The sequence below is a fragment of the Vibrio sp. GLN_1 genome, from assembly GCF_043106015.1.
GTDB lineage: Bacteria > Pseudomonadota > Gammaproteobacteria > Enterobacterales > Vibrionaceae > Vibrio > Vibrio parahaemolyticus.
The window spans coordinates 1-17664 of record NZ_JBICMD010000035.1; the positions used below are offsets into that span (position 1 = coordinate 1).

General features: G+C 45.4%; 18 protein-coding genes and 8 tRNA genes. 9 read left to right on the forward strand and 17 right to left on the reverse strand.

What is annotated here, in order from left to right; genetic code table 11:
* Positions 1 to 41: 41 nt before the first annotated feature.
* The 13 genes from ACF8OV_RS15060 to lolB all read right to left on the reverse strand — a co-directional run bounded on the left by ACF8OV_RS15060 (position 42) and on the right by lolB (position 5512).
* A tRNA-Gln gene (locus tag ACF8OV_RS15060) sits at positions 42 to 116 on the reverse strand.
* Positions 117 to 164: 48 nt separating this feature from the next.
* Positions 165 to 249 (reverse strand) — tRNA-Leu (locus ACF8OV_RS15065).
* 30 nt (positions 250 to 279) lie between these two features.
* Positions 280 to 364: transfer RNA gene (locus tag ACF8OV_RS15070), tRNA-Leu, on the reverse strand.
* A 77-nt stretch (positions 365 to 441) separates the two neighbouring features.
* Positions 442 to 518, reverse strand: a tRNA-Met gene (locus tag ACF8OV_RS15075).
* A 77-nt stretch (positions 519 to 595) separates the two neighbouring features.
* Positions 596 to 670: transfer RNA gene (locus ACF8OV_RS15080), tRNA-Gln, on the reverse strand.
* A gap of 31 nt (positions 671 to 701) precedes the next feature.
* Positions 702 to 786: transfer RNA gene (locus ACF8OV_RS15085), tRNA-Leu, on the reverse strand.
* Positions 787 to 826: 40 nt separating this feature from the next.
* Positions 827 to 903 (reverse strand) — tRNA-Met (locus ACF8OV_RS15090).
* A gap of 18 nt (positions 904 to 921) precedes the next feature.
* The gene (locus tag ACF8OV_RS15095; protein WP_011105709.1) at positions 922 to 1182 is read right to left on the reverse strand and encodes a hypothetical protein; all 261 of its coding nucleotides are present in this window, start codon (positions 1180 to 1182) and stop codon (positions 922 to 924) included.
* 4 nt (positions 1183 to 1186) lie between these two features.
* On the reverse strand, positions 1187 to 2278 hold the full coding sequence (ychF, locus tag ACF8OV_RS15100) for a redox-regulated ATPase YchF (RefSeq protein ID WP_203504870.1): 1092 nt from the start codon (positions 2276 to 2278) through the stop codon (positions 1187 to 1189).
* A 10-nt stretch (positions 2279 to 2288) separates the two neighbouring features.
* Positions 2289 to 2879 carry an aminoacyl-tRNA hydrolase gene (gene pth, locus ACF8OV_RS15105; RefSeq protein WP_005496173.1) on the reverse strand — a complete coding sequence of 197 codons (591 nt, stop codon included), beginning with the start codon at positions 2877 to 2879 and terminating at the stop codon, positions 2289 to 2291.
* Positions 2880 to 3031: 152 nt separating this feature from the next.
* The gene (locus tag ACF8OV_RS15110; RefSeq protein ID WP_005496171.1) at positions 3032 to 3976 is read right to left on the reverse strand and encodes a ribose-phosphate pyrophosphokinase; all 945 of its coding nucleotides are present in this window, start codon (positions 3974 to 3976) and stop codon (positions 3032 to 3034) included.
* A 28-nt stretch (positions 3977 to 4004) separates the two neighbouring features.
* Entirely contained in the window at positions 4005 to 4877 is an 873-nt protein-coding gene (gene ispE / locus ACF8OV_RS15115; RefSeq protein ID WP_015296354.1) for a 4-(cytidine 5'-diphospho)-2-C-methyl-D-erythritol kinase, read from the reverse strand.
* On the reverse strand, positions 4874 to 5512 hold the full coding sequence (gene lolB, locus ACF8OV_RS15120) for a lipoprotein insertase outer membrane protein LolB (protein WP_015296355.1): 639 nt from the start codon (positions 5510 to 5512) through the stop codon (positions 4874 to 4876). The genes ispE and lolB overlap by 4 nt, the downstream gene beginning before the upstream one ends.
* A 134-nt stretch (positions 5513 to 5646) precedes the next feature.
* Here lolB and hemA point away from each other — a divergent pair, with 134 nt between their 5' ends.
* The 8 genes from hemA to ybaK all read left to right on the forward strand — a co-directional run bounded on the left by hemA (position 5647) and on the right by ybaK (position 13516).
* Positions 5647 to 6903, forward strand: coding sequence for a glutamyl-tRNA reductase (hemA, locus tag ACF8OV_RS15125; protein ID WP_025793415.1), 1257 nt, complete (start codon positions 5647 to 5649; stop codon positions 6901 to 6903).
* A gap of 29 nt (positions 6904 to 6932) precedes the next feature.
* Complete coding sequence (gene prfA / locus ACF8OV_RS15130; protein WP_005456867.1) at positions 6933 to 8021, forward strand: peptide chain release factor 1; 1089 nt, start codon at positions 6933 to 6935, stop codon at positions 8019 to 8021.
* A gap of 3 nt (positions 8022 to 8024) precedes the next feature.
* Positions 8025 to 8882 (forward strand): peptide chain release factor N(5)-glutamine methyltransferase, encoded by an 858-nt coding sequence (gene prmC, locus ACF8OV_RS15135; RefSeq protein ID WP_020904133.1) that lies wholly within the window; start codon positions 8025 to 8027, stop codon positions 8880 to 8882.
* 41 nt (positions 8883 to 8923) lie between these two features.
* Entirely contained in the window at positions 8924 to 9307 is a 384-nt protein-coding gene (locus ACF8OV_RS15140) for a SirB2 family protein (protein WP_005468486.1), read from the forward strand.
* A gap of 5 nt (positions 9308 to 9312) precedes the next feature.
* Positions 9313 to 10122 (forward strand): SirB1 family protein, encoded by an 810-nt coding sequence (locus ACF8OV_RS15145; RefSeq protein WP_005481357.1) that lies wholly within the window; start codon positions 9313 to 9315, stop codon positions 10120 to 10122.
* Between the two features lie 54 nt (positions 10123 to 10176).
* Entirely contained in the window at positions 10177 to 11028 is an 852-nt protein-coding gene (gene kdsA / locus ACF8OV_RS15150; RefSeq protein ID WP_005457350.1) for a 3-deoxy-8-phosphooctulonate synthase, read from the forward strand.
* 223 nt (positions 11029 to 11251) lie between these two features.
* The gene (ushA, locus tag ACF8OV_RS15155) at positions 11252 to 12934 is read left to right on the forward strand and encodes a bifunctional UDP-sugar hydrolase/5'-nucleotidase UshA (RefSeq protein ID WP_203504860.1); all 1683 of its coding nucleotides are present in this window, start codon (positions 11252 to 11254) and stop codon (positions 12932 to 12934) included.
* 108 nt (positions 12935 to 13042) lie between these two features.
* Positions 13043 to 13516: a Cys-tRNA(Pro) deacylase gene (ybaK, locus tag ACF8OV_RS15160; protein ID WP_025552458.1), complete on the forward strand. Its 474-nt coding sequence runs from the start codon at positions 13043 to 13045 to the stop codon at positions 13514 to 13516.
* A gap of 56 nt (positions 13517 to 13572) precedes the next feature.
* On the opposite strand, the gene rluF is transcribed toward ybaK, so the two are convergent.
* The 3 genes from rluF to ACF8OV_RS15175 all read right to left on the reverse strand — a co-directional run bounded on the left by rluF (position 13573) and on the right by ACF8OV_RS15175 (position 15641).
* Positions 13573 to 14688 (reverse strand): 23S rRNA pseudouridine(2604) synthase RluF, encoded by a 1116-nt coding sequence (gene rluF, locus ACF8OV_RS15165; protein WP_005496155.1) that lies wholly within the window; start codon positions 14686 to 14688, stop codon positions 13573 to 13575.
* A 99-nt stretch (positions 14689 to 14787) separates the two neighbouring features.
* Complete coding sequence (smrA, locus tag ACF8OV_RS15170) at positions 14788 to 15369, reverse strand: DNA endonuclease SmrA (protein ID WP_005481355.1); 582 nt, start codon at positions 15367 to 15369, stop codon at positions 14788 to 14790.
* A 131-nt stretch (positions 15370 to 15500) separates the two neighbouring features.
* Positions 15501 to 15641, reverse strand: coding sequence for a DUF3149 domain-containing protein (locus ACF8OV_RS15175; protein WP_005489851.1), 141 nt, complete (start codon positions 15639 to 15641; stop codon positions 15501 to 15503).
* 259 nt (positions 15642 to 15900) lie between these two features.
* Between ACF8OV_RS15175 and ACF8OV_RS15180 the strand changes: the two genes are divergently transcribed.
* A tRNA-Pro gene (locus tag ACF8OV_RS15180) sits at positions 15901 to 15977 on the forward strand.
* A 305-nt stretch (positions 15978 to 16282) separates the two neighbouring features.
* Here ACF8OV_RS15180 and ACF8OV_RS15185 read toward each other — a convergent pair.
* Positions 16283 to 17155 (reverse strand): TraB/GumN family protein, encoded by an 873-nt coding sequence (locus tag ACF8OV_RS15185; protein WP_025521421.1) that lies wholly within the window; start codon positions 17153 to 17155, stop codon positions 16283 to 16285.
* Positions 17156 to 17664: the final 509 nt, after the last annotated feature.

Below are 17664 nucleotides of genomic sequence, written 5' to 3' on the forward strand. Positions count from 1 at the left end.
TTCCGCATAGTTACTGAGTAAAACTCAATAACGTAAAATAATGGCAGGTCTACCTGGATTCGAACCAGGGAATGGCGGCATCAAAAGCCGCTGCCTTACCGCTTGGCGATAGACCTGCAGACAATAGTCATGAGACTATATCATCTCTATTTCTAGAGAAAGAATGGTGCGGAAAGAGAGACTTGAACTCTCACACCTTGCGGCGCCAGAACCTAAATCTGGTGCGTCTACCAATTCCGCCATTTCCGCATATATTCTTTATATAGAGTTGAATCAAGATGGTGCGGAAGGAGAGACTTGAACTCTCACACCTTGCGGCGCCAGAACCTAAATCTGGTGCGTCTACCAATTCCGCCACTTCCGCGTCTTGAACTCTATAAACCATCAGTTAATTGGTAAAAACTAACAGTTATATTTCTTATTTCTTTCATTAAGAAAGAATGGTGGCTACGACGGGATTCGAACCTGTGACCCCATCATTATGAGTGATGTGCTCTAACCAGCTGAGCTACGTAGCCATCTTTTGGAGCGAGACAATATAAACCTTCGCGCTCTCAGTGACAACCCTTTTATCAAGGAATCTCACTTTGAATAATGGCAGGTCTACCTGGATTCGAACCAGGGAATGGCGGCATCAAAAGCCGCTGCCTTACCGCTTGGCGATAGACCTGCAGGCAGTAGTTTTTCAACTACTTAAAATATGGTGCGGAAGGAGAGACTTGAACTCTCACACCTTGCGGCGCCAGAACCTAAATCTGGTGCGTCTACCAATTCCGCCACTTCCGCATATATTCCTAAGTACTCTTAATTAAAGAACGTTTAGGAATGGTGGCTACGACGGGATTCGAACCTGTGACCCCATCATTATGAGTGATGTGCTCTAACCAGCTGAGCTACGTAGCCAAAACCACATTTTTGCTCTCAACGCTTTGTTGCCTTGTCGTTGGGAACGGCGCGCATTATGCGAAGTTGAGTGAGATCCGTCAACAGTTTTTTTAAATAAATCCCCCAAAAAACATCGTTCGCTTTCTTTTTAAACAAAGAGGCGTGTTTATGATCTAAAACTGGAAATAAATTAGCTTGAAGCAAGGAACTTAACTTTGTGGCGTTTATTGCAGACATAAAAAAAGCCAGCATTACTGCTGGCTTTTTATGTAAATGAAGTGTTTGAATTTCATTCACTTAATTATACGTTGAAGCGGAAGTGTACAACGTCACCATCTTTTACGATGTAGTCTTTACCTTCAAGACGCCATTTACCTGCGTCTTTTGCTCCGTTTTCACCGTTGTATTGGATGAAGTCTTCGTAACCAACGACTTCTGCACGGATGAAGCCTTTTTCAAAGTCAGTGTGGATCTTCGCTGCTGCCTTTGGTGCTGTTGCGCCAACAGGAATTGTCCATGCACGAACTTCTTTTACGCCAGCTGTGAAGTACGTCTGTAGACTTAGCAGTTCGTAACCAGCACGAATTACGCGGTTTAGACCAGGTTCTTCGATGCCTAGATCCGCTAGAAACTCTTCGCGTTCGTCGTCTTCTAGTTCAGCCATTTCTGATTCGATCGCTGCACATACAGGAACAACCACGTTGTTTTCTTTTGCTGCGAACTCACGTACTGCGTCTAGGTACGGGTTGTCTTCAAAACCATCTTCATTTACGTTTGCAATGTACATGGTTGGTTTTAGCGTTAGGAAGTTTAGGTAACTTACTGCTGCTAATTCTTCTTTAGAAAGCTCAACGGTACGCGCTGAACCACCTTCTGTTAGTACAGGAAGCAGCTTTTCTAAAACTGTCAGCTCGAACTTCGCGTCTTTGTCGCCGCCTTTTGCTTTCTTCGCGTTACGCTGAATCGCGCGCTCACAAGAATCAAGGTCAGCCATAGCTAGTTCAAGGTTGATTACTTCAATATCTTCGATTGGAGATACTTTACCTGCAACGTGAACGATATTTTCGTTTTCGAAACAGCGTACAACGTGACCGATAGCGTCTGTTTCACGGATGTTCGCTAGGAATTTGTTACCTAGGCCTTCACCACGAGATGCGCCCGCAACCAAACCAGCGATGTCTACGAATTCCATTGTAGTAGGTAGAACTTTCTGTGGGTTAACGATCTTTGCTAGTGCGTCTAGACGTAGATCTGGCACAGGAACCACACCAGTGTTTGGTTCGATGGTACAGAACGGGAAGTTTGCTGCTTCAATACCCGCTTTAGTTAGTGCGTTAAACAGAGTTGATTTACCAACGTTAGGTAGACCAACGATGCCACATTTAAAACCCATGATAGTAACCTTATTCAGCTTTGAACGTGTGGAGGCGGTTTTGTGCTTTGGATAGGCCATCCTTAATCAGGATGTCTAGACAACGAACAGCTTCATCTGCTGCGGCATCTAGTAGCTCTTGCTCTTTCGCTGGAGCTTTACCTAATACAAAACCTGCCACTTTATCTTTGTGTCCCGGATGGCCAATGCCGATACGAAGACGATAAAAATCTTTGTTGTTGCCCAGTTTGCTTATTGTGTCACGTAGTCCGTTGTGGCCCCCGTGGCCACCACCTTTCTTAAACTTAGCGACACCTGGCGGTAAGTCTAGCTCGTCGTGAGCAACCATGATCTCTTCTGGCTTAATTTGGTAAAACTTCGCCAAAGCAGCGATCGCTTTTCCAGAGAGGTTCATGAAAGTGGTAGGGATAAGCAAACGGAGATCCTGGCCGTTGACCATGATGCGTCCGGTTAGGCCAAAGAACTTTGGTTCGTTCTTCAGGGTAACGTTATGGACGCGTGCTAATTCTTCTACAACCCAAGCGCCCGCATTATGGCGAGTTTTGGCATATTCTGGTCCCGGATTAGCAAGACCAACAAGAAGTTTGATTGGTTGAGTCAAGGTTAGGATCTCTCTGGAATCTCAAAAAGCGCAGTATAATAGCACAGAATTCTCACAGTGGGCGACCAAGGGATTTTCTGCCTATCGATACAAATAAAAAAAACACCCCATAGAGGGGTGCTTTTGAAATCAGTCTAACTGAAATGTTCAGATTAGTTGAACATTGCAGAGATTGACTCTTCGTTGCTGATGCGACGGATTGCTTCAGCTAGCATACGAGATAGGCTTAGTGTGGTTACTTTGCCTGTCGCCGCCATCTCTTTAGAAAGAGAGATAGAGTCAGTTACGATAACTTGGTCAAGAACAGAGTTCTTAATGTTGTCTGCAGCGTTACCAGAGAATACAGCGTGAGTTGCGTAAGCGAATACACGCTTAGCACCGCGCTCTTTTAGCGCTTCAGCTGCCTTACATAAAGTGCCACCTGTATCGATCATGTCATCAACGATCACACAGTCGCGACCTTCAACATCACCGATTAGGTTCATCACTTCAGAAACGTTTGCACGTGGACGACGCTTATCAACGATAGCAATATCGATGTCGCCTAGCGCTTTCGCCGTTGCACGAGCTCGAACCACACCACCTAGGTCAGGAGAAACCACTACTGGGTTATCTAGACCGCGAGATTGCATGTCTTCAAGTAGTACAGGAGTACCGAAGATGTTATCTACAGGAACATCGAAGAAGCCTTGGATTTGCTCTGCGTGTAGGTCGATAGTAAGAACGCGGTCAACACCAACGTTAGATAGGAAATCAGCAACAACTTTTGCAGTAATTGGCACACGAGCAGAACGTACACGACGATCTTGACGGGCGTAACCAAAGTAAGGGATAACTGCAGTGATACGGCCTGCTGAAGCACGGCGCATTGCATCAATCATAACAACCAATTCCATTAGGTTGTCGTTAGTCGGTGCACAAGTGGATTGAATGATGAAAACATCGCTACCACGAACATTCTCATTGATTTGAACTGCAACTTCGCCATCAGAAAAGCGAGAAACAGATGCATCACCAAGAGAGATGTAAAGACGATCAGCAATACGTTGGGCTAGTTCAGGTGTTGCGTTACCAGCAAATAGCTTCATATCAGGCACGGTGGAAACCTCGGGTTTGCGTCCAGTTTTAAATAGGTCGGTGTGAGGCTGATTGGTATTCAGCCAAAGTCTCTTTTAGTGGCGAAATATTGCGCCCTTGAGCGACAAATGCCGAGACTTTATCAGAGAGTTGTGCAAGGATAGTTTCTGCTTCCGATTTGCTCGAAAATTCAGCAAAAACGCAAGATCCTGTCCCCGTCAATCTTGACGGCGCGTATTGTAGCAGCCATGAAAGTTGCTTATCAACCTCTGGGTAGAGCATTCGTACAATTTTTTCGCAATCGTTTACGCTCGGCGCGTTCAAAAGTGTTTCTAGATCTCGTTTTGGTGTGTTTCGTGTCAGATCTGGATGACGGAATATATCCGCTGTCGCAATAGAAACATTTGGTCTCACGACGAGATACCACTTTTCTTCCGGGTTGGCTGGAGAAAGCTTCTCACCCACACCTTCAGCAAAAGCGGAAAAACCGCGCACAAAAACAGGCACGTCAGCGCCCAGTTTTAGGCCAATTTCGGCTAATTCATCATCAGTTAAATTGAGCTGCCACAAGTAGTTGAGTGCCACAAGTGTCGTAGCGGCATTTGAAGAGCCGCCGCCAATTCCACCACCCATTGGTAAAACTTTGTGCAGTTCGATATGTGCACCAAAAGAGCAGTGAGTGTAATTTTGCAGCGCAGTTGCAGCTTTCCAAATTAAATTGTCTTGAAGAGGCACACCTTCTATCTCTGGAGAAATCGTAACATCACCAGAATGGTTTGCTTGAATGGTGAGCTCATCTCCATGATCGACGAATTGGAATAAGGTTTGTAACTCGTGATAGCCGTTTTCTGTGCGGCCATTGATGTATAGAAAGAGATTCAATTTCGCCGGAGACGGCCAGCGGGTTGAAGTTTCGATCATTGGGTGATGTTCCATTTTGTGATCACTAGATTGATTTTTACGTCTGATGTCGTCAGCTTTAGTTTATTCGGTAATGGAAGCGTCTGTTCGTGCCATTCTACGTCGCCATAACGTTCGTAAGCGATTTTCCAGTCGTTAAGACCTATCTGTTTGTCTAAGGTTTGCAGTGTGTTGGCTGGAGAAAGCTGGAATGTATCTGCATCGGTAGGTAAACCGAGTAACCAGTCGGGCATGTGGTCAACTGGCATCATCAAGCCTGTGAGGCGATAAATCAGTTGATTAGCGTTGCGTGCGGAAAGGACTTGGTCATCATACGTTTCAACCGTTGCCCCTTGTGGGGTAATCGTCAGTTTTAATGCGGTTTGTCCCAAGACAGTGGTTAATCGAAGTTGGCTTAAAGCGGTGGAGTGCTTCCAAAAAAAGTTCAGACTTTGTCTTTGGTCGGGGCCGATGTAGCCTAATTTCCCGGTCGCTTGAAAATCATGGATGGTTTCAAGACGTTGTTCATGAGCTTGCCATTCGACGCTGGTGACGCTTTCAGGAACGGAACTACACCCAGCGAGAATAAGGCTCGACAAGAGAAAGATGAGAAAGGAACGTAAGGTCATGTTTGATGGCTTATTAATCAGTTTCATCGGGAATCGCTCACAACTATAGCATTGAAAAGACGGACTTAGGAAAACAAATCCGGCTTACCCTTTCAATAAATGCGTGCTTACAGTAAAATTCTGAACCTATTTTATAACCGATCTCAGAGATACCACGTTAGATGTCCTTGCTTGCTATTGGAATTAATCACAATACAGCGTCTGTTGACTTGCGAGAGAAAGTGGCGTTCGGGCCTGATAAGCTCGGCCCTGCACTTGAGCAACTCAGAGAGCACGAAGCGGTTAACGGCAGTGTGATTGTTTCAACCTGTAACCGTACTGAGTTGTACTGCGACGTTAAGCAAGGAGCGCGAAACAAGCTGATCGATTGGCTCGCTCAATTTCACCAAGTGAGCCGTGAAGACCTGATGCCAAGTTTGTATGTACACGAAGAACAAGCGGCAATTAAACACTTGATGCGCGTCTCGTGTGGCCTTGATTCACTGGTACTTGGTGAGCCGCAGATCTTAGGTCAAGTGAAACAGGCATTTTCTGATTCACGTGATCATCAAGCTGTAGACTCGTCGATTGATAAGCTGTTCCAAAAAACGTTTTCTGTTGCAAAACGAGTTCGTACGGAAACTGATATCGGTGGCAATGCTGTGTCGGTGGCTTACGCCGCATGTACATTAGCAAAACACATTTTCGAATCGTTATCTGACTCGACAGTCTTACTCGTCGGGGCAGGTGAAACCATCGAACTGGTCGCGAAGCACTTAGCGTCGAACGGCTGCACAAAAATGATAGTCGCAAACCGCACCAAAGAGCGTGCTCAAGGGTTAGCTGAGCAGTTTGGTGCAGAAGTAATCAGCCTGAACGAAATCCCAGACCACCTCGCAAGAGCGGACATCGTGATTAGCTCAACAGCGAGTCCGTTGCCTATTATTGGTAAAGGCATGGTCGAAACAGCGCTGAAACAACGTCGTCATCAACCTATTCTGTTAGTCGATATTGCTGTACCACGTGATGTGGAAGCGCAAGTTGGCGAATTGAACGATGCTTATCTGTATTCGGTGGACGACTTGCAGTCGATCATCGATAGCAATATTGAGCAACGTAAAGTTGAAGCGATTCAGGCCGAAGCCATTGTTAGTGAAGAAAGTGCGTCGTTTATGACGTGGCTACGCTCACTGCAAGCGGTTGATAGTATTCGCGATTATCGCAATTCGGCGAACGAAATACGTGAAGAGTTACTGAGTAAAAGCCTGCAATCATTGGCAGCTGGCGCAGATCCGGAGAAAGTACTGCGCGAACTTAGTAATAAACTCACCAACAAACTGATTCACGCCCCAACACGCGCACTACAAAGTGCGGCGGAACAAGGCGAACCAGCAAAATTAACGATTATCCGCCAAACGCTTGGCTTAGATGATCTGTAACTCACGCTTTTTATTAAGAAAACGACACTATGAAAGCCTCTATTCTGACTAAGCTAGAAACGCTAGTAGAACGTTACGAAGAAGTTCAACATCTTCTTGGTGATCCTGATGTAATTGGAGATCAGGACAAATTCCGTGCTCTATCAAAAGAGTACTCTCAGCTAGAAGAAGTAACTAAGTGCTTCCAAGCTTACCAACAAGCTCAAGACGATCTTGCTGCCGCTGAAGAGATGGCAAAAGAAGACGACGAAGAAATGCGTGAAATGGCTCAAGAAGAGATCAAAGACGCGAAAGAAGCGATTGAACGTCTTGCTGATGAGTTGCAAATTCTTCTTCTTCCAAAAGATCCAAATGATGATCGTAACTGTTTCCTTGAAATCCGCGCTGGTGCTGGCGGTGATGAAGCAGGTATCTTCGCTGGCGACCTATTCCGTATGTACAGCAAATACGCAGAAAAGCGTGGCTGGCGCATTGAAGTGATGTCTTCAAACGAAGCGGAGCACGGTGGTTACAAAGAGATGATCGCGAAAGTGAGCGGCGACGGTGCATACGGCGTGCTGAAGTTTGAATCTGGCGGTCACCGTGTACAACGTGTACCAGCGACAGAATCTCAAGGTCGTGTGCATACTTCTGCGTGTACAGTAGCGGTCATGGCGGAAATCCCAGAGGCGGATCTGCCAGAAATCAAAGCGGCAGACCTAAAAATCGATACGTTCCGTGCATCTGGCGCGGGTGGTCAGCACGTTAACACCACGGATTCTGCAATTCGTATTACCCACTTACCAACGGGTACAGTGGTAGAGTGTCAAGACGAGCGTTCACAGCATAAGAACAAAGCGAAAGCGATGGCAGTACTGGCTGCTCGTATCGTTCAAGCGGAACAAGAGCGTCGTGCAGCAGAAGTGTCTGACACGCGTCGTAACCTACTAGGTTCTGGTGACCGCAGTGACCGTATCCGTACTTACAACTACCCGCAAGGCCGTGTTTCTGACCACCGAATCAACCTAACCATCTACCGTTTGAACGAAGTGATGGAAGGCGACCTACAAAGCTTGATTGACCCAGTGGTTCAAGAACACCAAGCAGACCAACTAGCGGCGCTAGCTGAGAACGCTTAATCGATGAGCCAAGTTCAATCCATTGAGCAAGCACTGAAAAGTGCGACGGCAAAACTGACAGAAGGCGGCAAAGAGTCGCCTTCTCTCGATGCAGCTGTCCTTCTTTGCCATGTTCTTGGCAAACCGCGAACCTATTTGCTAACGTGGCCAGAAAAAGCATTAGAACCAGAGCAACAAGCGCAGTTTGATGCTTTACTCGCAAGGCGCTTAGCAGGCGAACCCGTTGCTTACATTATTGGTGAGCGCGAGTTTTGGTCTCTACCTCTCAAAGTTTCTCCTACTACCTTGATCCCAAGACCAGACACCGAGCGTTTGGTGGAAGTTGCTTTGGATAAAACCTATGGGCAGACCGGATCGATTCTAGATTTAGGCACAGGGACAGGAGCAATTGCGTTGGCATTAGCGTCTGAGCTACCGAATCGTCAGGTAATGGGAGTTGACCTCAAACAAGAGGCCAAAGAGCTTGCTGAGTACAATGCCGCGCAGCTAAACATCAAAAATGTGACGTTTGACCAAGGTAGCTGGTTCGAGCCTATTGCAGAGGGAACAAAGTTTGCTTTAATTGTTTCCAATCCGCCGTATATTGACGAGAAAGATCCGCATTTATCCCAAGGTGACGTTCGTTTTGAGCCAAAATCCGCGCTGGTCGCTGATGAAAATGGCTTAGCGGATATTCGCCATATCTCCGATTTGGCTCGTCAGTATCTTGAAGAGGGCGGTTGGCTTGCCTTCGAACACGGTTACGACCAAGGCGAGGCGGTTCGTGAGATCATGAGTGGCTTTGGCTATCAGCAAGTTGTCACCGAAAAAGATTATGGTGGGAATGATCGAGTGACCCTCGGTTGCTACCAGCCTTCATAAGAACGAGCAAGTCAGTAGTAATTTATTAAAAGAGAAGAAAAATGTACGTAGCTCTAAAACATATTCACCTTGTCACCATCGCACTGAGTGCCACATTGTTGTCGATTCGATTCGCGTTAATGATGATGAACTCTCCAAAGCGCAACCATCGTTTTCTGAAAGTTTTTCCACACATTGTTGATACCGCGCTGTTGTTGTCAGGTGTTGCTTTGATCTTTGTTACTGGCTTCATTCCATTTACAGACTCAGCACCTTGGCTAACCAACAAGATCACGTGTGTGTTGGCGTACATTGCTCTGGGCTTCTTCGCTCTGAAATTAGCTAAAAATAAATTGCTGCAAATTTTCGGTTTCTTTGGCGCACTCGGTTGGTTGGTCATGGCGGCTAACATCGCCGTGTCTAAGAGTCCAACTTTATTTGGGTAATCGTCATGCTTGAGTTTTTTGACGAAGATTTTGACAACATGGCGCTGGTGGAAGGAGCGTTAGAGCTCAATAAATCCGTTAATCCAGAAACCAACGTCCATTGGGCTAAGCAAGAGCTAGAGCGTCTGTACCAAGAAGCAGAAGCAACGCTTATCCATGAAACAGATGAAGAGCAGCGTTTCGACTCTTTCCTACGTCTGTTTTTCCATGAGTGGGGCTTCAAAGGTGACGACCAAGAGTACTTTATCTCTGACAACAGCTTTATCGATAAAGTACTAGAGCGTAAAAAAGGTATTCCGGTCAGCTTAGGTGCAATTTTATTGTACTTAGGCAATCGCCTTGGCTTCCCTATGAAAGGTGTGACATTCCCAACTCAGTTCCTAATTAAAGTGGATTGGATGCACAAAACACCAGACTACATTAACCCGTTCAACGGGGAGTATGTTGGTGAGAAAATCCTTCAAGCTTGGTTAATCGGTCAAGAAGGACCGTTAGCGCAACTTAAACCAGAACATTTTGACGAAGCGGATAATCCGACAGTGATTGGTCGCTGGTTGGCGTTGATTAAAAGCGCGATGCTGAGAGAAGAGCGTTACACACTGGCGCTGCGCTGTACTAATCTGGCGTTGACCTTTGTGCCAGATGACCCATACGAGATTCGTGATCGCGGTTTTATCTTCCAACAGCTTGAGTGTCATCAGGTCGCGGTATCTGACTTTCAGTACTTTATTGACCAATGTCCTGACGATCCTGCGTCTGAGCTACTAAAATCACAAGTTAATGCGATGAGTGAAAAACACGTCACACTTCACTAATTTTATCGGAGTGCCCAAGTGTGGCATACCGTGGACAGAAAAAAGAGAATCATAATGGAACAGAAAATAGTTAATATCGGCGACATCCAGGTTGCTAACGACAAGCCATTCACCCTATTTGCAGGCATGAACGTTCTTGAGTCTCGTGATCTTGCTATGCAGATCTGTGAGCATTACGTAAAAGTAACAGACAAACTGGGCATTCCTTACGTATTCAAGGCGTCGTTCGACAAAGCAAACCGCAGTTCTGTTCATTCATACCGTGGCCCAGGCCTTGAAGAAGGTATGAAAATCTTCCAAGAGCTAAAAGACACTTTTGGTGTCAAGATCATCACTGACGTTCATACAGAAGCGCAAGCTCAACCTGTCGCTGACGTGGTAGACGTTATTCAGCTTCCTGCATTTCTAGCTCGTCAAACTGACCTAGTTGAAGCAATGGCGAAAACAGGTGCAGTGATCAACGTGAAGAAACCTCAATTTATGAGCCCTGGTCAAGTGGGTAACATCGTTGAGAAATTCGCGGAATGTGGTAACGACAAGATCATCCTATGTGAGCGCGGTTCTTGCCACGGTTACGATAACCTAGTTGTAGACATGCTTGGCTTTGGTGTAATGAAGAACGCGTCGAAAGGTAGCCCAATCATTTTTGACGTAACGCACTCACTACAAATGCGTGACCCATCAGGCGCAGCATCTGGCGGCCGTCGTGAGCAGACAGTTGAGCTTGCAAAAGCGGGTCTAGCGACAGGCATTGCGGGTCTATTTATCGAAGCGCACCCGAACCCAGATCAAGCACGTTGTGATGGCCCATCTGCACTGCCTCTAGACAAACTAGAGCCATTCTTGGCGCAAATGAAGTCACTAGATGACTTGATTAAGAGCTTTGAAAACATCGATATCAAGTAATGAATCGTTACTGTTCATGATGAAAAATAAAATAGCCAACCTAGAGTTGGCTATTTTTTTATCTGATAAACCGTAAATTCTCAAACTTGTTACTGATGAATTTGTTATTGCTAAACAATGCATCATAATTATGAAATCAATGTGTTAGGGTGCGCGTGGTTTTCAAATAGCTCTAATGTTTGAAAATGTGCATCAGTAATCCCGATAAGAAAAAGGAAAAAAAATGAATCAGCGTCTGATTATCAAAACCGCTTTGAGTGCCGCTATTTTGGCCTCGCTGGCTGGATGTGCTTCGCAACCTGCTCATGAATGGAATGCAGATACCACTTATAAATTGACTGTCTTACACACCAACGATCACCACGGTCGTTTTTGGCAGAATAAACACGGTGAGTACGGCATGGCCGCGCGCAAGACGTTGATCGATGATCTGCGTGATGAAATTCAAGCAGAAGGAGGTAGCGTGCTGTTGCTGTCTGGTGGTGATATTAATACCGGCGTTCCTGAATCTGATTTACAAGACGCTGAACCAGATTTCAAAGGCATGAGTAAGATTGGCTACGACGCGATGGCGTTAGGCAATCACGAATTTGATAATCCGCTAGACGTGCTATTCAAACAGCAAGATTGGGCTAACTTCCCAATGCTGTCAGCCAACATCTACGACAAAAAAACGGGCAAGCGTTTATTCCAACCTTACGCGATGTTCAATAAGCAAGGCATTAAAATTGCGGTTATTGGTCTGACAACAGAAGATACCGCGAAGTTGGGAAATCCTGAGTTTATCGGTCAAGTGGACTTCCGCGACCCGAAAGCGGAAGCGAAAGAGCTGATTGCAGAACTGAAAAAAACAGAAAATCCGGATCTGATTTTCGCTGTTACGCACATGGGTCACTACGAAAATGGCAACCGTGGCATCAATGCGCCGGGTGATGTAGCTTTGGCGCGTTACCTTAATGAAGGCGATTTGGACATGATTGTGGGTGGTCACTCACAAGAGCCCGTTTGTATGGAAGATCCTAACGTTATCAAAAAGAACTTTAAACCGGGTGATGAGTGTCAGCCAGACCAACAAAACGGTACTTACATTGTTCAGGCGCATGAGTGGGGTAAATATGTTGGCCGTGCCGATTACGAATTCCGTAACGGCGAACTATCAATGGTGAGCTACGATCTTATTCCGGTAAACTTGAAGAAAAAAATCAATGTGGATGGTCAATCACAACGTGTGTTTGTTCAAGATGAAATTACTCAAGACAAAGCGATGTTGGACTTCCTTCGTCCTTTCCAAGAAAAAGGCCAAAGCCAGCTGAATGTGAAAATTGCGGAATCAAACGGTAAGCTAGAGGGTGACCGTGATGTCGTGCGATTCCAACAGACGAATCTAGGTCGTTTAATTGCAACGGCTCATATGGAACGTGCAAAAGCTGATTTCGCAGTGATGAACTCAGGTGGTGTGCGTGATTCTATTGAAGCTGGTGAAATCACATACAAAGATGTGCTGACCGTGCAGCCATTTGGCAACATGGTTTCTTACGTCGATATGTCTGGGCAAGAAGTCTTGGATTACCTAAACATTGTTGCAACCAAGCCAGTTGATTCAGGTGCTTACGCGCAGTTTGCGGGTATCTCTATGCGTATTGAAAATGACAAAGTCACCAATGTATTTATCGGTAACAAGCAACTGCGTTTAGATGGTCGTTACCGCTTCACAGTACCAAGTTACAACGCTTCTGGTGGCGATGGTTACCCTAAAATTGATACGCACCCTGGCTACGTCAACACAGGTTTTACCGATGCAGAAGTCTTGAAAGACTATCTAGAAAGCCATAGTCCAATTGACGTTAACGAATACGCACCTTCTGGTGAGGTGATGTACCAAACAAACAATGTGGTCAATCAATAGAGTTTGATTGCGAAAAAGCGTTTGACTCAAACTCGCTGATATCATTAACTAAAAGCGCAGCTCCCATTGATGGGGGCTGCGTTTTTTATTTTTATAAGGAGAATCTTGATGACTCCGGCCATTAATCTTGCGAAAAAGAAAAAAGTTCCTCACACCATTCACCAGTATGAACATGACCCGAGAGCAGACAGCTATGGGTTAGAAGCGGCTGAAGTGTTGGGGCAAGATCCTAAAAAAGTATTCAAAACCCTGTTGTTTTGCCTTAATGGCGAGCCCAAAAACTTGGCAGTAGCCATCCTTCCTGTGGATCAAAAACTGAATCTAAAATTGGCAGCCAAAGCAGCAAAGGGTAAAAAAGCCGACATGGCAGATCCAGACATCGCCCAAAAGACAACGGGTTATGTAGTTGGCGGCATTAGTCCACTTGGACAAAAGAAAGCGTTGCCAACCTTTCTACATGAAAGTGCAAAAGAACAAGAGACGATTTGTGTGAGCGCGGGTAAACGAGGCTTAGAAATTGAGCTTGCTCCGCAAGATCTTGTGGCTTTGACCAGAGGGCAGTTTGCCCCATTATGCTTGTAAGCCAGTTTGGGTTGAATGACCAACAAAGAAAAAGGACGCGAAAGCGTCCTTTATTGTTATTTTTTGAGGCTTAATGTGCCACTAGTGCGTTTTGCCGGTTTACTTGTCGTATTCGGATTGACGTAATGCTGCTTCGGTTTGCTCGGTGTTTGAGGCTTGTTTTGCGGTCTGCCATGCTCACCTTGTGGCTTCGCGCGTTCACCTTGAGGTTTCGCTTTGTAATGCTCTTTCGCAGGGCGTGAGTTCTCATCATCACGTTGACGGCGCTTTTGCTGGCCTTTTTTAGAGTTAGGTGCATGACGGAACTCGTCAGCGTTATTACCACGGAAGGTGCGCGTTTTTTGATTGCGACGAGCAGTCGAACCTTGGTTCTCTTCTCGGCTATCAAACAGTTTCGCATCAGTCGCTTTACGAATATTACGACCTCGAGAATCTGTCTTTGACGCTTCCTCGGTACCAACTGAGCCATCGCACATTGCTAAAATTTCTGCGACTTCGTCATCGGTTAGGTAACGCCATTTACCATTTGGAATACCATCTAGAGAGATGTTCATGATGCGTACGCGGCGAAGTTTAAATACTTCGTAGCCGAGTGCTTCACACATACGGCGGATCTGACGGTTTAGGCCTTGCGTCAAAACAATACGGAAAGAGAACTTGGTTTCTTTCGTAACTTTACAAGGGAGTGTTACGGTATCGAGGATTCGAACACCACTCGACATCTGTTTTAGGAATTCGTCCGTAATCGGCTTGTCGACACGCACCACGTATTCTTTTTCGTGGTTGTTACCAGCGCGCAGAATCTTGTTCACAATGTCGCCATCGTTAGTCAAGAAGATCAAACCATCCGAAGGTTTATCGAGTCGACCAATTGGGAAAATACGCTTTTTGTGACCGATGAAATCGACGATATTGCCGGGGATATCACGCTCAGTCGTACAGGTGATGCCTGTTGGCTTGTTGAGGGCGATATAAATCGGCTTTTCTTTTGAAGCGACAGGCTTGCCATCAACACAAACGTCGTCACCAGGTAGTACTTTGGTGCCCATTTCTGGCTGTTTGCCGTTAATGGTCACTCGACCTTCTTCGATCAGTTTATCGGCAGCGCGACGCGAGCAAAAGCCCGTTTCGCTGATGAATTTATTTAAGCGTTTCGCGTTGTCTTGTGACATATTGGTCTCCTAACGTTTCACAACGGCGGTGAATTTGATGACCCTTCCCGCGAGTGGGAAGGGGAAATAAGGTTGGGCATTCTAGCACCGAGGAGAAACTTAACCTAACCGTTTTTGATGACGTTCGCGGTTTTCTAGTTTCTTGTCTGCGCTTTTTCTTAGCAATACATAAACAGCACCACTGCCACCGTGAAAGCGTTGTGCACTGTGCACGCATTGCACTTCTTTTATTTGTTGTAACCAACTGCTGACGAAGCTTTTCATTAATGCTGGTGGATTCGAACGTTCGCCGCGGCCGTGCACAATCACAACAGTACGAATATCCATTGAGATACATTGCTTTAAGAACTTCACTACTTCATCACGTGCTTCTTTCAGCGTTTTACGATGCAAGTCTAAACGGGCTTGGATAGGGTACTTCCCAAGGCGAAGTTTGCGAAATACACCATCTTGAACACCATCTCGTTTGAACTCGACGAAGTCATCGGGTTTGAGCATTTCTGCATGATCGAGAGAAAGGTATTCTGGGTCATCTTCGGTGAGCCAAATCGCTGCTTCGCGTTTGGCAATATGTGCATCAGTCACTTGGTGGACTTTTTTGTGTTCAGCAGTGTCTTGGTTGATTGGCTTAACATCGCCCATCATCTGTTGAAACAGTTCAAAATCGTCATCGTGAGACATAGTGGCAATCTCATAAGAACAGGATAGGTAGGTAGGATTATATCAACGAGATGTGGCAGAAGATCAAATAAAAAACCGGAGCAGGCAAGTAACCGGCTCCGGTGCAAAGCGTTTCTAGAGCTAAGCGAGATCTAGTGAGGAGATTTGTCGTTCATGATCTTATAGATGAAGAAACCGCCGTAAAACAGCATCAGACCAAATGCCCCAAAGATTACTATCATTGACGATAGACCCACTGCATTACCAAATAGGAGATCAAGCCAAAAGTCCATATGTTTCCTCCAAGATATTCCCGACAGGCATAAAACTAAATGGCGGTGTTTTTTTGCACACTGATCTGGATCAATTATGTTGCTAAGGTTAACAAACTGTGTTTTATTGTGGGTTATCAATCACATTTTACGTGCTAGTGTTCAGTTATTCATCAAACGAATTAAGACATTACGTTTTTTTGCAAAAAGCACTTGCGTCTCCGATCAGAATCCGTAATATACGCATCGTTGACGGGGACAAGACCCCAGTTAAACATCTCGGTGAATAGCGCAGCTTGGTAGCGCATCTGGTTTGGGACCAGAGGGTCGGGGGTTCGAATCCCTCTTCACCGACCACTTTCAAAGAAGCCGCAGCAGAAATGCTGCGGCTTTTTGCATTCTATGCATTTGCATTCGAACATCGGGTTTGGGTCGGGGAGCCCAGCCGCGTCGAATCTCTCTTCACCGACCATTTTTAGAAAGCCTGCTCAATGAGCAGGCTTTCGTCGTTCTAGCGCTAGCAATTTTAGAGGTCAATGGTATAGAGCTAAATAGGGTTTGCCTGAAGTTAGAACATAGCTCTTCATCGACCATATTAAGAAAAAGGCTCTACAGAAATGTAGAGCCTTTTTCGCATGTGTAATGATGGTTTTGGCTGGGTTTTAAATATTGCACTTTGCTTTGCGTGTTTTACCAAGCGGGGTAATTTCAAATCCCCGTTGTGCGAGCAAATCGATAAGGTTGTCTTTCCCCACCAGATGCAGACTTCCAACCACAACGGTGTAGCTACCTGACTTTTTAGGCAGCACACTGCCAGTATCGAGTTTTTTCGCCCAATCACGGTTACGAGAATATAAGAACGCTTCGTTAAAATCTGCCGTCGCTTTGTCTGTTAAAGATGCCTCTTCCAGCATACTGCCATCACCACTTTTCCAGCTTTCTATCAAACACTGTACAAGCTTGTCACCACCTTCGTATTCGTCTATCGAGGACAGCAGCATTTCTTGCCCACCATTTGGCTGACCAGCAATAAGATCGATTTGAAACTGCACCGATTCTAACGAGAGGACTGGCAGGTGCTTTTTCTCAGCTAAACCAATTAGATGCATGTCTACACCTTTGTCCGATACGTAGCCAAGCTTATTGACTAGCGCGAGTTGGATGGTCAGAGCTGCGGTCCAAGGTGGCGCATTGAGAAGTTGCGCTTCTGCCATGCCTAGATCTTTGGCGATGTTCACTAACAGTTGGCGTTGAGTTTTGTCGAGTACGTCTTTAGAGAGAATCGAACTCTCTGGGTACACCACACCTTCAGAGCTTCTTACATCGGCTTCAATAATTAAGCCCGAGCTTTGTTCCAAAAACTTAGTGATGTTTTTCGGAAGTGGATACATGCTTTTATCACCGACATGTACGGAGCCGATAATCATGTATTCCGTATCGCCTTTTTTAGCTCGCCAGTGTTGAGGCTCAGCGTAGGACGAAAAGGAGGTAAAGATAACAATAAGAGATGACATCAGTGTCATTAGGCGAAACATAGTTTTTATCCTCGGCTGAATCTTATGGTGAGACTCTGATTTCAGCATCTACAACTCACAGGGGATATTACTTTATACCCAAATAAAGCTTAGACACCAGAGCTCACTTTAAAACTCTTTTTTGCAACGATTGGATAGACCAACCAATCGACAAAAACGTCATTTCAAACAATATTGACGAGTTTTGACACGCTAAAAATGAGATTGACTTCACGAAAGCTAAATTGGTTAGTTTGTTATTAATGGTTCACAAAATAATCAGATGTGATCCGAATCCTACAAAGTCATACCAAATCAATCGGAATCGGTGATTTAGATCGCAACAAACTCGTCAAAATAAGTTGTTCGATTTTGACGTTGGTTGTAAGTACATGAAATAAATGTGTTTATATTTTTTCTTGGTGAGTGGAGTTTGAGCTGGATCACTTCTTACTTTTATTTATTTTACGCTTAGAAATAACTGCTTGTATGTTGAATGACATTGTTGAGCACCACAGATTTGGGTGCTT